The organism is Methylocystis sp. (assembly GCF_050251305.1).
GTDB lineage: Bacteria > Pseudomonadota > Alphaproteobacteria > Rhizobiales > Beijerinckiaceae > Methylocystis.
This window is the reverse complement of record NZ_JBFWNB010000024.1, coordinates 35,564-49,520: the sequence shown is the minus strand read 5'-3', so window position 1 is coordinate 49,520 and position 13,957 is coordinate 35,564. Positions and strand designations below refer to the sequence as shown.

Below are 13,957 nucleotides of genomic sequence, written 5' to 3'. Positions count from 1 at the left end.
GGCGAGATTGGGCTTGGGCTCCTCGACCCTGTAGGCAAGCCCGTTGCGCTCGGCGTAGGCGATCGCCTCCTCCTTGGTCGCAAATTTAAGCCTGACCTGCTGGCGCATGTCGCCGGAGCTCGTCCAGCCCATCAGCGGCTCGATGCTGCGCGGCAGCTCCGGCTCGAAATCCAGCCGCCACAGGTCTGACCCGGGACCGGATTGGGTGGCGCTCGGCGCCGGAAGATAGATGCGTGCGGTCATATGGCCTCATCATTGACGCTGCGCTCGAAGCGCTCGGCGAGAAAACGACGCTCGGCGGGCTGTGCGCTGGTCGGGGCAGCAGGATTCGAACCTGCGACCTGAAGTACCCAAAACTTCCGCGCTACCAGGCTGCGCCATACCCCGCCGGACGCACAGCGCCAATCCGGCGCCAGCTCGCTGGAATTTCGCTATCACGCAAGCCGGCTCCTCACAAGGGAATGCGCCTATCGCCTAAATATGCGGTGCCGCACCTGATCTCCGGGCGCCAGCGAGATGCGCCGGGCGGCGCCGGCGTTCAGTTCGAGAACCGCGGCGGCCGCCTCGGGCGAAGCAATGATCCGCTCCGAGAAAGGCTCCGTATCCGCGGCGACGCCCACGACCCGACCGTCGCGCGCGATGAAGACCATGTCGAGCGGGATATACGTGTTCTTCATCCACATCGAGACCGGGCCCTCGGCCTTGAATTCAAACAGCATGCCGTGATCGTCCGGCATCGATTTTCGATACATCAAGCCGCGGGCGCGCGCCTTGGGCGTGTTGACGACTTCGACTCTGAAGTCGTGCTCTCCCGTCGCGGTCAGGATGCGGACGGTTTCCACAGCGGGCTCGGCTCGCGCGGCGGCCGGCGCGAGCGCCAGCAGCACAGACAGTACCAGTAAGCGGAAGGAATGCGCAGCTCTCATCAGGAAGCGCTCCAAAGAGCCTCGCGCAGCACGGATGGGTCAGTGCGACGGCGCGCTCTTGGCCTCGAGCGGCCGCACCTCGGTCGCCATGAGGCCCTTGGGGCCGCCCCCGTAGCGCACAAGGACGCTTTCGCCGGGCTTGAGTTCGGTCATGCCGTAGCGGCGCACCGTCTCCATGTGCAGAAAAATGTCTTCGGTGCCTTCGCCGCGCGTGAGGAATCCGAATCCCTTCACGCGATTGAACCATTTGACGATCGCGATCTCATAGCCGCTCGTCGGAACGACCTGGACATGCGTGCGTCCGGCGGCCGACTGCGACGGGTGGACCGCCGTCGACTCGTCCATGGCGATGACGCGAAACACCTGCATGCCTTTCGAGCGCTTCTGCGCCTCGCAGACGACGCGCGCGCCCTCAAACGCGGTCTGCAGGCCGCTGCGGCGGAGAATGGTCACATGCAGGAGTATGTCGGCTGAGCCGTCGTCCGGCACCACAAAGCCATAGCCCTTGGCGACATCGAACCATTTAATCTGTCCCGCGACTTCGACCAACTCAAGACCGGACTCATCGGACTCTGTCGCGTTCGCTGTCAAATCATCCTGAAAAGTCACTTTGGCGCTCACCGACCAACTCCCCATGCTGATCCAGAGCATTCGACTGGCGCGCGCTGGCGATTTCTCCGAAGGCGCGAATCACCCCGCGTCGCTCATGAATCACTTCAAACAGGATAACATCCGCCGCGCGTCATCCAACCGCCAATTTTTATCGCTGGGCGGAATGTCTGTGGATACGCGCCGCGCGCCCGGTAAAATTCGCGAAGCCATTGTCGTTCATGCTGAAACCTGCATGCGTGCATTTCCTTGTGCGCACGATATTGCGCGACAAATGGCTCCCTCGACGCGAATGACATCGCCGAACGCGCAAAAATCTCGGGATCTGTGGCTCATGCGCCACATCGGCGGCGATTTGACAAACGCGCCCCGTGCGCGCAATCGGAAACCGGCGAGCGTCGCGCGCCCTGTCGCCTGGCCCGCCATTCCTCGGTTGGAGCGCCGCCAATGACCGACTCGACCATCGCGCCAACGAGCGCACCCGCCGCGTTCGCTCCGGAAAGCGCCTCCGCGCGGATCGATCCGCGCTACGACCTCGCCAAGCTCGTGACGGCCCGCGAGAATGAGCGCTTCTCGCTGCATTCGAAGCGCCTCAACGAAATGTGGGTGCGCGTACTTAAGACGATCGGCTACGACGTCGCGTTCGTGCGCGGTCTCGGCCCCTATCTGTGGGACCGCCAGGGCGACCGCTATCTCGACCTTCTCAGCGGCTGGGGCGTGTTCGCGCTCGGGCGCAACCATCCTGCCGTGCGCGACGCGCTCGTGAGCGTGCTCGACGGCGAACTCGCCAACCTTGTGCAACTGGACGTTTCGGTCCTCGCCGGCGTTCTCGCGGAAAAATTGCTCGCCTACGCGCCCTGGCTGGACAAGGCGTTTTTCGCCAACTCGGGCGCCGAGTCGGTTGAGGCTGCGATCAAATTCGCGCGCGCCGCGACGGGTCGCCCCGGCATCCTGCACTGCGCGCATTCGTTTCACGGCCTGACCTATGGTTCGTTGTCCATGAATGGCGACGAAATCTTCAAGAGGGGTTTTGGACCGCTGTTGCCAAACGCGAGCGAAGTCCCGTTCGACGATCTCGAAGCTCTCGAACGCGCTTTGGCGACGCGCGACGTAGCGGCCTTCTTCGTTGAGCCGATCCAGGGCAAAGGCGTCAACATTCCGCAAGAGGGCTACCTGCTCGGCGCTCAGACGCTCTGCCGCAAATACGGGACGCTGTTCGTCGCGGACGAAATTCAAACGGGTCTGGGACGGACGGGACGGTTTTTCGCGATCGATCACTACCCTGGCGTCGAACCCGACATGGTCGTCGTCGCAAAGGCGCTGTCCGGCGGACAGGTGCCGGTCGGCGCGGTGCTGGCGCGCAAGTGGATTTTCGACAAGGTCTTCGACCGCATGGATCGCGCCGTGGTGCATGGCTCGACCTTCAGCAAGAACGATCTCGCCATGGCCGCGGGAATCGCGACGCTGGACGCACTCAAGAATGAGCGGGTGATCGAGAACGCCGCCGAGAAAGGCGACCGCCTTCTCGCGTCATTCCAGAAAATGGCGGAAGGCTACGAGCTTGTCGCCGACGTGCGCGGCAAGGGCCTGATGATCGGAATCGAATTCGGGCCTCCGAAGTCCCTCAAGCTGAAGGCCGCCTGGAATCTTCTGGAGACGGTCAATTCGGGCCTGTTCTGCCAGCTCATCTCGATCCCGCTGTTTCGCGATCACAAGGTGCTGACGCAAGTGGCCGGGCACGGAAATCACACGATCAAGCTGCTGCCGCCGCTGACCATTTCCAACGAGGATTGCGACTGGATCGAGCAATCCTTCGACGCGGTGATCGCAGATGCGCACAAAGCGCCTTCCGCCGTCTGGTCGCTCGGCAAGACTTTGGCGGAACATGCGATCAAGGCGCGGATGAGCGGCTGATCGCCGATCGGGTTCGACGCCGCGTCGTCTCGGCGCGCAGCGTCGCCCTCAGACCGCCGGCGACGGCTGCTTCTCGACCTCGCGCGAATAGTCTTCGATCAACGCCCGCGACAGCTCGCCGGGCGTGAAGCGATAGTCGCCGACTTCAGAGACCGGCGTCACTTCGGCGCCGGTGCCGCAAATGAAGCATTCCGAAAACGACGCCATTTCCTCGGGCATGATTCGGCGCTCGACGACGTCAACGCCGCGTCTTTTCGCCAGGTCGATCACGGTGCGTCTGGTGATGCCGTCGAGGAAACAGTCCGCGATCGGCGTATGCAGCGCGCCATCCTGAACAAAAAAGACATTGGCGCCGGTGCATTCGGCGACCCGTCCCAGCCAGTCGTACATCAGCGCGTCGGCAAAGCCGCGCCGCTCGGCGCGATGCTTCGAAATGGTGCAGATCATGTAGAGGCCGGCGGCCTTCGCCATCGACGGAGCGGTCATCGGATCCGGCCGCCGATATTCGGCGATGTCGAGCTTGACGCCCTTCATCTTTGTCTCGACGTCAAACATGCTCGGCCAGTCCCAGACGGCGATCGCGACGTTGATCGTCGAATTCTGCGCCGCCACGGCCATCATTTCGCTGCCGCGCCAGGCGACCGGGCGCACGTAGCAATTCGACAGGCCGTTCGCCTTGACGGTTTCATGTTTTGCGGCGTCGAGCTCTTCGACGCTGTAGGGAATCTCGAAGTCGAGAATCCGCGCCGAGTTCTGGAATCGCTCGGAATGTTCGCGAGACTTGAAAATCGCCCCCCCGTAGGCGCGCTCCCCTTCGAAGACGCAAGACGCATAGTGCAGCCCGTGCGACAGCACGTGCAGCTTCGCCTCGCGCCATGGAACGAGCGCGCCGTTATACCAAATGAATCCGTCGCGCTGATCGAAGGGCGGAAGCGACATAGCGAACTCCGGGAAGACGCGATCGAGAGGCCAAACAAGGCGCTGCGACGCTTGGTCAGCACTAGCCATCGGTCAGATTTATGTCAATATAGTTGACGTAAATAGCTCGCGCCAAACGTCAGGCAAGAACCAGCGTGAATGAGCTCTTACCGGGAAAAATAACCGCGCCGGGGTCCGCAGTCGCGTGGCCGGACGCCACGACGCCCGCGGCGCCGACCAAGAGCGACGAAGACGCTCTCGAACTCGTGGAGCTGTTCTTCTTCGCCTACCGCGATTTCGTGGGCGACGCCGATCGACTGCTCGAAAACTACGGTTTCGGACGGGCGCACCACCGCGTTCTCCATTTCGTCAGCCGGCGTCCCGGCCTCACCATCGCGGCGCTTCTGGATATATTGAAGATCACCAAGCAGAGCCTCAACCGCGTGTTGAAGCAGCTTCTCGAGGCGGGCTTCGTCGAGGCGCGCGCCGGCGTCGTCGACCGGCGCCAGCGTCTTCTCTATCCGACGCCGAAAGGCGCCCAGCTGGCGCGCGATCTTGCTGCGCTGCAATCGGCGCGTCTTTTAAAGGTCATGGACCAACTGCCGCCTGCGGCGCGCGGCGCGGCCTCGAAATTCCTGTTCGCGATGATCGATTGCGACGAGCGCGAGCGCGTTCGCGCGCATCTTGCCGCCGCGAAATCGGCTGGCGGCGCGACATGACCGTCTCTTCGCAACGCGCCGCCGCGCCGAAGGCGAAAGCGGCCCATATTCTCGTCGTCGACGACGATCACCGTATCCGCACGCTGCTGTCCCGCTATTTGATGAACGAAGGCTATCTGGTCAGCGCCGCGGCCGACGCGAAGGAGGCGAACGCCAGACTCCGCGACTTCACATTCGATCTCATCGTTCTGGATGTGATGATGCCGGGGGAAAACGGCACCGCCTTCGCGGCGCGGCTGCGCAACAGTCCCGAACCCCTGCGGTCCGCGCCCATCCTGATGCTGACCGCGCTGACCGAGACGGCGAACCGCGTCGAAGGACTGGAAGCCGGCGTGGACGATTATCTCGCGAAACCTTTCGACCCGCGCGAATTGTCGCTGCGCATCGCCAGCATCTTGCGCCGGGCGCGACGCCCGGAGATTCCGGGACCGAAACGCTTCGGCGATTTCGTCTTCGATCCGTCGCGCGGCGAATTGCTGCGCGCCGGCGCGCCCATTCGGTTGACGACGCGCGAGCGCGATCTCTTGCGGGCGCTTGCCGAAAGCGACGGGGCCATCGTGTCGCGCCAGACTCTGGCGCAACGCGACGCCGAACGAAACGCGAGCGAGCGCAGCGTCGACGTCGAGATCGCCAGATTGAGACGTAAGATCGAAGCCGATCCGAATACGCCGCGCTATCTTCAAACCGTTCGCGGCCACGGCTATCGCCTGCTCGTCCAGCCGCTGCACGCCAACCGCCAAAGTGATATAGAGTGGTCACGATGACAGTTGTCCTGCCGGAAGTTCTCGCCGCGCCCCGTAATCTGTGGCGCCGCTTCGCCAATTGGCTGCATGATCGCATGCCCAAGGGGCTGTACGCCCGCGCGCTGCTGATCGTGATTCTGCCGGTCGTGCTGCTCCAGTCCGCCGTCGCCTATGTCTTCATGGAGCGGCACTGGGAAGTCGTGACCTATAGTCTGTCGGCGGGAATGGCCCGGCAGGTCGCGACGCTCGTCGATATCTACCAGACCTTCCCGGAAGACCCGGAGCACGCGCAACTTCGACGCATCGCCGCCTTCGATCTCAACATGGAGATCTCGGTTCTGCCTAAGGCGGATCTGCCCGCGCCTGCGCCAAAGTCGTCTCTGTTCTCGCTGCTCGACAAGGCGCTGACCAAAGCGCTCTCGCGCCGGTTGAAGGAGCCGTTCTGGATCAACACCGCCCTTCCCGGCAGTCTGATCGAAATTCGCGTCGCGCTCGACGACGCGACGCTTAGAATGTTCGCCACGCGCACACACGCCTACGCCACCAATTCTTATATTTTCTTCATGTGGATGGCGATCGCTTCGGTGATCATCCTCGCCATCGCGACGTCCTTCTTGCGAAACCAGATCCGGCCGATTTTGCGTCTCGCCCGCGCCGCCGAGGAGTTTGGCAAGGGCCGCAACGTCGAGTTCAGCCCGCGCGGCGCCCGGGAAGTGCGTCAGGCCGGCGCCGCCTTCCTCGGCATGAAGCGTCGCTTCGAACGCGCGATCGAACAGCGCACGACGATGCTCAATGGCGTTTCGCACGATTTGCGGACAATCATCACGCGTTTCAAACTTTCGCTCGCGCTCATGGGCGACTCCAACGAAGCCGTCGAGATGCGCAAGGATGTCGACGAGATGGAGCGAATGGTCGAGGCCTATCTCGCCTTTGCGCGCGGCGACGGCGACGGCACGTCGTCGCCGACGGACATTTCCGACATCCTCGCCGAACTCAAGGCGGACACCGAAAAGCGCGGCCTGGCGGCGGCCGTCAAGATCGAGGGCGATCCCAAGATCGTCGCCCGCCCGGCGGCGATCAAACGGCTGCTCGCCAATCTCGTCGGCAACGCGCAGCGCTACGGCAAACGTATCGAACTCTCGGCGATCAACGACGGCGTGACGATGACGCTGAACGTCGACGACGACGGTCCGGGCATTCCGGTGGAGCGCCGCGAGGACGCCTTCCGGCCATTTTACCGGCTGGAGGAATCGCGCAGCCAGAACGAGGGCAACTCGGGTCTCGGACTCGCGGTGGCGCGCGACATCGCGCGCGCCCACGGCGGCGACATCACCTTGGATCGCAGTCCGCTTGGCGGCTTGCGCGCGAAGGTCAGCCTGCCGCTCTGACCGCAGGATCGCGGCGCGTCACGCGCCGGCGTGCGGATAGCCGGCGTCGTCGTCGTAACCGCGCCCGCGCTTGGTCCGCCAGCCGAACAGGCTCTGCGCAAAGGAATAGAACGGCCGCGTCAGCCGGGCGAAATCCTCCGCGCGGTCGACATAGCGCTCGCCGCGCGTCAGTTCGCGATCGAGCGTCGACAATGCGTCATGGATGTCGCCGACGAACCACTCATCGAGCACGCGGCTCCACGCCAGCGCCAGTCCCTGCAGCTTGAGCGAGCCGACGGGGCCTTCGCTGTCGATATCCGCCGCCTCGAGCATGAAGCGCATCGAATTCACCGTTTCCCGATTGAGCGCCGCGGCGGTGAGCGGATCGCGCGCCGCCCAGCGACTCACGCTCGCCAGCGCTTCGCGATAGGGCCCGAGCGCATCGAGCCGACGCCGCAAGACGTCATAGAGCCGCTCGCGCGCCGGTTCGTGCGAGGCTTCCTTCGGCGCGGCGTCGAGCACTTCACGGTCGATGCGCCGGGAAAACGCTCCCATAACGGCGCCCTTCGAGGGGAAGAGCTCGCGCAGATCGGCGAGCGAGATGCCGGCCTCATGGGCGATATCGGTGAGAGTCACGTCATTGAACTCTCGCCGCGCCGCGAGCCGAAGCGTTGCGTCAATCACTCGGTCGCGGGGGCCGCCGCTGGTCATGTCTGTCTCCAGGTCAAAGAATTCCGCTAGCGTCTATTTACTGTCGCAGCGCCGTGCGACAAGGCGCGCCGTCTCAGCCGGAGAGTTCGCCCGCCCGGCGTTTCGCCGCCGCGACGGCGCGGCGCATCAGCCCGGCAAGACCGTCCGGCGCCTCCAGAACCTCAAGCGCCGCCGCCGTCGTGCCGCCGGGAGAGGTGACGCGCCGCCGCAATTCGTCTGGACTCGTCTCCGCCTGCCGGCGCATGAGTTCGCCGGCGCCCTCGATCGTGGCGCGCGCCAGACGCGCCGCGAGCGCTGCGGGAAGCCCCGCCTCCGCCCCGGCGGCGGCAAGGCACTCGGCGAAATAGAAGACATAGGCTGGACCCGATCCGGACACAGCCGTCACGGCGTCGATCAGCGCCTCGTCGTCAACCCATTCGACGGCGCCGACCGCGCCCAGCAATGCATCGGCGAGGGCCCGCTGGTCGGCGCTGACGCCTGCGCTTGGAAAGGCGCCGGTGACGCCGCGCCCGATCGCCGCCGGCGTATTCGGCATCGCGCGCACGATGGCTGGCGCCGGCAGAAGCGCGGCGATGTCGGCAATACGCTTGCCGGCCAGGATCGACGCCACAACGGTCTCGCGCCCCACGTAAGGCGCCGCGGCCGCAGCGCCCGCCTGAAGCGCTTGCGGCTTCACCGCGAGGACGACGGCGTCGCGCGGCGCAGCTGCGCCGTTCAGGGCGTAGCCATGCGCAGCGCATAACTCCTGAAGCCGCTGCGACGGTTGCGGCTCGACGATGGAAACGGCTCCGATCTCATTCTGCGCCGCCCAGCCTTCGAGCAGCGCCACGCCCATATTGCCGGCCCCGATCAGCGCGACCGACCGCCCGCGCAGCCCGGACCCTTCGGTCACGCCTCGCCTTTCGTTTCGAAGTTCGCGGTGGCGAGCGCCTCACGAGCGCTTTTTCCGGCCCACAACACGAACTGGAAGGCCTGGTAATGCCGCTCGCAGGACTGCAGCGCATTATCCAGCAGGGCCGCGCATTGCGTCGCCGAGGGTTGCGCGCCGCCGGTCAAGATGAGGCCATGACGGTGCATCGCCACGCCTTCCTGCGGCCAGAAGTCGAAATGTCCGATCCACATCTGCTCGTTGATCGCATTGACGAGCGACATCAGTTCGCCGCGCCTGCGCTCCGGCGCCTTAAGATCGAAGGCGCAACTGATGTGCAGCGTTTCAAGATGCGGAAGCCAAGTAAAGGCGACGTGATATTCCGTCCATGCGCCGGCGACGGAAATTGAAATCTCGTCTTCATCGTCTCGGTCGAAGGACCAATCGTTGGTGGCCGCCAGTTGCTCCACGACATCCACAGGATGTTCAGCGCGTTCCGTTTCGTTTTCTGTTGCGATCAGCATGTGCCAACCTTTTTTTCAATGTCAGCATAACGCGGCGACTAAAAGACAGGCGACGATGCGTCGTGGAGCATTCCGTTAGCGGCGCCTCCTTTTCAAGCACTTGATTCGAAGTCGAATCATCTCTTCCGATCACTATACTCCACACGTGAACTGTGACGCGAAAAAAGCGACCATCGGATTTTGTTCTGAGCGGACACTGCGGGATTCGCGCCCTGGCGTCCATGGCGCGGCGAGCCTCTTCCACAGGGAGTCGCGCCGGTCGAGATGCGCTGTGGAGAAGCGGCCCCGGCGACAAAAAGGCCTCGCCCGCGCGCTACCGTGGGCGAGGCCTTCGATTGAGGGCGCCGCGGGCGTTAGCGCGTCATCATGACCGGCGACCCGACGCTCACGCGTTCGTAAAGGTCGGAAACGTCCTCATTCAACATCCGGATGCAGCCGTAGGAGGCGGCCGTGCCGACGGACGCCCGCATCTTGCGCGTCGTGCCGTGGATCGCCACTTCGCCGCGCCCAAGCGTCAGCGCGCGCACGCCCATCGGATTGCGCGGCGAGCCGCCCGGAATGAAATTCGGCAGTTCGGGATGATCGGCCTTCACGACCGCCGGCGGAACCCAGTCCGGATTGACATATTTGCCTTCGACGGAGGTTTCACCCGCCCATTCCTTGCCGCGCTTGGGAACGGCCACCGGATAGCTTATGGCGACTCCGGTGTCGACGACGTAGAACAGCCGCCGCTTGCTGGCGCTGATGACGATGGTGCCGGGAGCGACGTCCGGAGAGATGGAAACGATGTTGCGCGCATTGGCGTCCTGTGGAAGCGTGGCAAGGCTGGCTCCCGCGACCGTCGCCAGAAGAAACGTCTGGAGCATCCCCATCCGCCTGGCGTTGCGGGATCGACGCAAGAGAACAAACAGATTACGCATGACGCTCACACCCTGTTTATTGAAGCCCCGACAGCGACTTCTCGAATGCGCGCAGTCTAACTTTCGCCTTGATCTTGTCGAAGAGTTTCACGTCTTCAGGTTATGGCTTAACCTTAAGATGTTCCAGGATGTTGTGATCATCGTCGCGCTTCGCTTCAGACCATCGCGTCGTAATTGCGCCATTCCTCCGTCGAAATTCATGCGCATTGCGCACTTGCCAAGCTATCTGGCGCAGGCGCGGTCGTAAGGCATGAGCGAGACAGGCGGACCGCCGAAAATTTTCGATCGCGCGCTGCTGCGCAGGCGCCTGCGCCGCGCCTGGTCGAAAGACGCGCCGGATTTCCTGATGGCGCGCGCCGCCGACGATCTGCTCGATCGTCTGCTGACGGTGAAGCGCGCGTTTCCGCGCGCGCTCGATCTCGGGTCGCCCAGCGCGCATTTCGCGCAGGCCGTCGTGGCGAGCGGCCGAGCGCCGCCTGTGCGCGCGAGCGGCTTCGCCGGCGACGTCATCATCGACGAAGAAGCCGCGCCCTTTGCGCCCGGCGCCTTCGATCTGATCGTCTCAGGCATGGCGTTGCAGTGGGTCAACGACCTGCCGGGCGCGCTAGTGCAGGCGCGACGCATGCTTTTCCCGGACGGACTGTTTGTCGCCTGCCTCGCCGGCGGCGCCAGCCTTGTCGAGCTTCGCGCCGCATTCGCGCAGGCGGAAGAGGAAATCGCCGGCGGCGCAAGTCCGCGCGTGTCGCCTTTCGTCGACGTGCGGGACATCGGCGCGCTGCTGCAGCGGACCGGTTTCGCCCTGCCCGTCGCCGACGTCGACAGTTTCACGCTGCGCTACGATTCGATGTTCGCCCTGATGGACGATCTGCGCGCCATGGGGGCCGCCAACATCCTCGCCAAGCGCGCGCGAAAGCCGTTGCGACGCGATGTCTTGGCGCGCGCCGCAGAAATTTACGCCGAGCGCTTCTCGGACGCCGACGGACGCGTGCGCGCGAGCTTCGAGATCGTCTGGGCCTCAGGCTGGGCGCCGCATGAGAGCCAGCAGAAGCCGGCGAAGCCGGGCTCGGCCACCATGCGGCTTGAAGATGCGATGAAAACCACGCGCGAGAGCGACGCTTAAGGCGCAACCTCCACCGCGACGCTGCGGGTTTTAACGGGCGCCGGCTCCCAGGGACGCTGATAGGCGAAGACGATTTCAGCGTGTCCGGGCTTGAGCGCGCGGATTTTCCAGTGGCGCACGCTGGGACTGCCGACCATGCGCCGACGACCGACGCTTCGCCCGCCATCCGAGATCGACAGAATGCCGAGATTGCGGCTGGCGTTCCGATCGATGCGCCAGGAATAGCCGGTCGTCGCATTCTCCTGCAGCGAGAAGTTCGCGCCGCGTCCCGGCGCGAGCCTGATGACGTCGCCGGCTTGCGCGGGAAAGGCGATGAACAGGCTGAACAGCAGCAGAACTGACCGCAGGCGCTTCATGATCTGGTTCCTTCGCGGCGCAACCTGGCGATGACGGGCCGGCTCGTCTGTATCCGAATCCGGCGATTCAATACACGCCGGGAATGAGCCTGGCGGTGCGCGCCCGATAGTCGTCATAGGCCGCGCCGAAAGTGGAGTTCAGCAAGCGCTCCTCGGCGTTCATCCGCGCGACGAGCGGCGGAAGATTCGCCAAGGCCAACAGAACGCCGACCACGGTGTTGAACGCCAGCCCCCAGCCGATCGCGGAGATCAACAGGCCGAGATAGCTCGGATGCCTGACGTGGCTATAAGGTCCCGTAGTCGCCAGTTCATGGCCGGGCTGGATGGCGACGAGGCCGCTGAAACGCGGCCCGAGAACGGCGACAGGCCACAGGCGCAACGCGCCGCCCGCCGCAAGCAACGCAACGCCGAGCCAGCGCACCGCGTTCCCGTCCAATGGCCAGATTCCTTCTCGGTCGGCCCAGGCGGGCAGATAAGCCGCGAGCAGACTGATGATCAGAAAGGCCGCGATGACCCATCGGTTGCCGCGGTCCTCCCGCAGACCGGGACTCAAATTGCCCCCGACGAAGAGCGACGCCGCCCCCAGCGCGAAGGTGACGACGACAAGCGCCGTCCGCGCCGAGTTGGAAAAGAAGGCGTCAACCCCGCCGCCGCCGATGATCGCGAGCGCGAGATACAATCCGATCGACAGCGCAACGGCCAGGGCGCGGATCAGCAGCGAATAGATCACGATCATGCGCCACCTCTGATCAGACGACGTTACAGGAACCGCGAAGACGAGCGCGCCACTGAGGCCTTCGCAGCCGCCTTTTTTTGCGCCGCGGAAATCTAGCTTACTTTTGCCGCTTCGAAACCGCCTGGCTGCGCGAAGCAAACCAGACCGCCGCTTTGGCTTGTCCCGGACATTTTCCGCAGGTTACGCGACCCTTCGTGTTGACGTAAGCGCACAGCCCGCGCGAGAGGCAATCATCTGTCGTCACCGGCCGCGCAATTGCCGCCGAGGAGAAAATAGCGACGCCGACGCAAAAGGCGACCCCAGGGGACCGAAGATTTCGCATAACAAACTCCTTTAAAAAATGAGAGAACGATCTGAGCCTCGCGCCGCTGCGCGTTCTGAACGTCAACCACAGTCCTTGTCAGCCGTGATCCCCTATTCATGCCTTGCGGCACGAGATCTTTGTCGATCGGCTGATCGAGCGATCAGCGCACATCTTCAACGGAATGCGCCACCGAGACACAAGGAATTCCTTCTGGCGCCCACTCCGCGTGGCGACCTTGTCATCCCCGAGCGAGGGCGACGCCGTCGGCGCAGGGCCTCCGAAATAGGCTAACGATTATCGTCCTGACGCCCTGTTCTATTCAAACGCGATTGCGCGCAACTGCGGAAAGGCGGTCGAGCCTAAATCCTCCGAGGTGAAATGACCGAGTTCTCGAAATCGGTGCACTCTGATCGGAGGTAACGCCGCGATGATCTGCTCAACGGATTTTTGAATGGAAGCATGGTCATCGTTCGAAACCAGAAGATCGATGGACTTTGCGCGACTGGCCAATGCGGAATCAATCTTGAAGTCGAAGAAGGCGTCGGTGCGCGCCCTTTCCGGATCCAGCCAGGGGGCGACAAGAATAAGCCTCGCGATGGGAACGACGCGTTCGCTCAGCCAGCGAAGCAAGAAGCCGGCGCCGCAGCTGTAGCCGATCAGCAGCGTCCTGGGACCGATATCAAAGCGCTCCAACTCTCGCTTCCACGAACCGTAATCCGGATCATAGGGGCTGGGCATTTCCGGCGTTTGCGTGGCGACTCCTCTGATCAGCAGCTGTTTTTGCATCCACGGCAGCCAATGACTATTCGACTGCGCCGGATGTTCGGAACTGAAATATTCAGCGCGTTCGCAAGCGCCGTGCAGGATAATGGCGTTATCCAGCGCCGACATCACCAGCTCATGCCGTGAAGGGTTTGAAACAGTTCGCGAACGGCCGGCCGAAGGTGCGCCGGCCCCAGTGCGAGCATCAAATCGTGCCAGCGATCTGCGCCGATCACCAGTTGATCGCTCAGCCAGCCGCCCGGCAGATCGCGTGCAAAGCTGCATAGGTCGCGCGAATTGAACACGCCCATCAGCGCAAACGCCATCGCCAGGATAAGGATGCACGCTTGGACATTTGCGCGCGTTTCCGAAATCCTGACTTTTGCCGGTGAGCGCAGGAACTGAATGCGCGGCAGCCCCAGCGGCAACCAGCGATATCCAGTGAGTCTGTCGTCCATGC

The 13,957-nt window shown here is 63.8% G+C and carries 18 protein-coding genes and 1 tRNA gene; 6 read left to right on the top strand and 13 right to left on the bottom strand.

What is annotated here, in order from left to right:
* The 4 genes from AB7F41_RS10010 to AB7F41_RS09995 form a co-directional block, all read right to left on the bottom strand.
* On the bottom strand, nt 1-243 hold a 243-nt coding region (locus tag AB7F41_RS10010; protein ID WP_428406541.1), incomplete at its 3' end, for an ETC complex I subunit.
* Between the two features lie 67 nt (nt 244-310).
* Nucleotides 311-387, bottom strand: a tRNA-Pro gene (locus tag AB7F41_RS10005).
* Nucleotides 388-467: 80 nt separating this feature from the next.
* Nucleotides 468-926: a DUF192 domain-containing protein gene (locus tag AB7F41_RS10000; protein WP_428380871.1), complete on the bottom strand. Its 459-nt coding sequence runs from the start codon at nt 924-926 to the stop codon at nt 468-470.
* Between the two features lie 39 nt (nt 927-965).
* The gene (locus tag AB7F41_RS09995) at nt 966-1,577 is read right to left on the bottom strand and encodes a cold-shock protein (protein ID WP_428380869.1); all 612 of its coding nucleotides are present in this window, start codon (nt 1,575-1,577) and stop codon (nt 966-968) included.
* Between AB7F41_RS09995 and AB7F41_RS09990 the strand changes: the two genes are divergently transcribed.
* Together AB7F41_RS09990 and AB7F41_RS09985 are read left to right on the top strand one after the other, a co-directional pair.
* Nucleotides 1,537-1,986, top strand: coding sequence for a hypothetical protein (locus AB7F41_RS09990; RefSeq protein ID WP_428381114.1), 450 nt, complete (start codon nt 1,537-1,539; stop codon nt 1,984-1,986). The genes AB7F41_RS09995 and AB7F41_RS09990 overlap by 41 nt on opposite strands.
* Nucleotides 1,983-3,449 (top strand): aspartate aminotransferase family protein, encoded by a 1,467-nt coding sequence (locus AB7F41_RS09985; protein ID WP_428380867.1) that lies wholly within the window; start codon nt 1,983-1,985, stop codon nt 3,447-3,449. Before AB7F41_RS09990 ends, AB7F41_RS09985 begins: the two co-directional genes overlap by 4 nt.
* Nucleotides 3,450-3,497: 48 nt before the next feature.
* Here the strand turns inward: AB7F41_RS09985 and AB7F41_RS09980 are convergent, their stop codons facing one another.
* Complete coding sequence (locus AB7F41_RS09980) at nt 3,498-4,388, bottom strand: branched-chain amino acid aminotransferase (protein WP_428380865.1); 891 nt, start codon at nt 4,386-4,388, stop codon at nt 3,498-3,500.
* Nucleotides 4,389-4,522: 134 nt separating this feature from the next.
* On the opposite strand from AB7F41_RS09980, the gene AB7F41_RS09975 reads away from it, so the two are divergent.
* From AB7F41_RS09975 to AB7F41_RS09965, 3 genes are read left to right on the top strand one after another with little or no spacing between them, the layout of a single operon-like run.
* Nucleotides 4,523-5,086, top strand: a complete 564-nt coding sequence (locus tag AB7F41_RS09975) for a MarR family winged helix-turn-helix transcriptional regulator (protein WP_428380863.1) — start codon at nt 4,523-4,525, stop codon at nt 5,084-5,086.
* Nucleotides 5,083-5,850, top strand: a complete 768-nt coding sequence (locus tag AB7F41_RS09970) for a response regulator (RefSeq protein WP_428380861.1) — start codon at nt 5,083-5,085, stop codon at nt 5,848-5,850. The genes AB7F41_RS09975 and AB7F41_RS09970 overlap by 4 nt, the downstream gene beginning before the upstream one ends.
* On the top strand, nt 5,847-7,217 hold the full coding sequence (locus AB7F41_RS09965; RefSeq protein ID WP_428380859.1) for an ATP-binding protein: 1,371 nt from the start codon (nt 5,847-5,849) through the stop codon (nt 7,215-7,217). Before AB7F41_RS09970 ends, AB7F41_RS09965 begins: the two co-directional genes overlap by 4 nt.
* An 18-nt stretch (nt 7,218-7,235) precedes the next feature.
* Here the strand turns inward: AB7F41_RS09965 and AB7F41_RS09960 are convergent, their stop codons facing one another.
* The 4 genes from AB7F41_RS09960 to AB7F41_RS09945 form a co-directional block, all read right to left on the bottom strand.
* Nucleotides 7,236-7,907 (bottom strand): TetR/AcrR family transcriptional regulator, encoded by a 672-nt coding sequence (locus AB7F41_RS09960; RefSeq protein WP_428380857.1) that lies wholly within the window; start codon nt 7,905-7,907, stop codon nt 7,236-7,238.
* Nucleotides 7,908-7,980: 73 nt separating this feature from the next.
* On the bottom strand, nt 7,981-8,799 hold the full coding sequence (gene proC / locus AB7F41_RS09955; protein ID WP_428380855.1) for a pyrroline-5-carboxylate reductase: 819 nt from the start codon (nt 8,797-8,799) through the stop codon (nt 7,981-7,983).
* A complete protein-coding gene (locus AB7F41_RS09950; RefSeq protein WP_428380853.1) occupies nt 8,796-9,299 on the bottom strand; it encodes a YbjN domain-containing protein in 504 nt (167 codons plus the stop codon). The genes proC and AB7F41_RS09950 overlap by 4 nt, the downstream gene beginning before the upstream one ends.
* Before the next feature lie 353 nt (nt 9,300-9,652).
* Nucleotides 9,653-10,165 (bottom strand): L,D-transpeptidase, encoded by a 513-nt coding sequence (locus AB7F41_RS09945; protein ID WP_428406540.1) that lies wholly within the window; start codon nt 10,163-10,165, stop codon nt 9,653-9,655.
* 304 nt (nt 10,166-10,469) lie between these two features.
* Here AB7F41_RS09945 and AB7F41_RS09940 point away from each other — a divergent pair, with 304 nt between their 5' ends.
* A complete protein-coding gene (locus AB7F41_RS09940; protein WP_428380849.1) occupies nt 10,470-11,339 on the top strand; it encodes a methyltransferase domain-containing protein in 870 nt (289 codons plus the stop codon).
* Here the strand turns inward: AB7F41_RS09940 and AB7F41_RS09935 are convergent.
* From AB7F41_RS09935 to AB7F41_RS09920, 4 genes are all read right to left on the bottom strand, one after another.
* Nucleotides 11,336-11,695 carry a protease inhibitor I42 family protein gene (locus AB7F41_RS09935; protein WP_428380847.1) on the bottom strand — a complete coding sequence of 120 codons (360 nt, stop codon included), beginning with the start codon at nt 11,693-11,695 and terminating at the stop codon, nt 11,336-11,338. The two genes, AB7F41_RS09940 and AB7F41_RS09935, sit on opposite strands and share 4 nt — an antisense overlap.
* Nucleotides 11,696-11,762: 67 nt before the next feature.
* The gene (locus tag AB7F41_RS09930; protein WP_428380845.1) at nt 11,763-12,431 is read right to left on the bottom strand and encodes a methyltransferase family protein; all 669 of its coding nucleotides are present in this window, start codon (nt 12,429-12,431) and stop codon (nt 11,763-11,765) included.
* Nucleotides 12,432-13,050: 619 nt separating this feature from the next.
* Nucleotides 13,051-13,626, bottom strand: coding sequence for an alpha/beta hydrolase (locus AB7F41_RS09925; RefSeq protein WP_428381102.1), 576 nt, complete (start codon nt 13,624-13,626; stop codon nt 13,051-13,053).
* Nucleotides 13,626-13,955 (bottom strand): hypothetical protein, encoded by a 330-nt coding sequence (locus AB7F41_RS09920; protein ID WP_428380843.1) that lies wholly within the window; start codon nt 13,953-13,955, stop codon nt 13,626-13,628. The genes AB7F41_RS09925 and AB7F41_RS09920 overlap by 1 nt, the downstream gene beginning before the upstream one ends.
* Nucleotides 13,956-13,957: the final 2 nt, after the last annotated feature.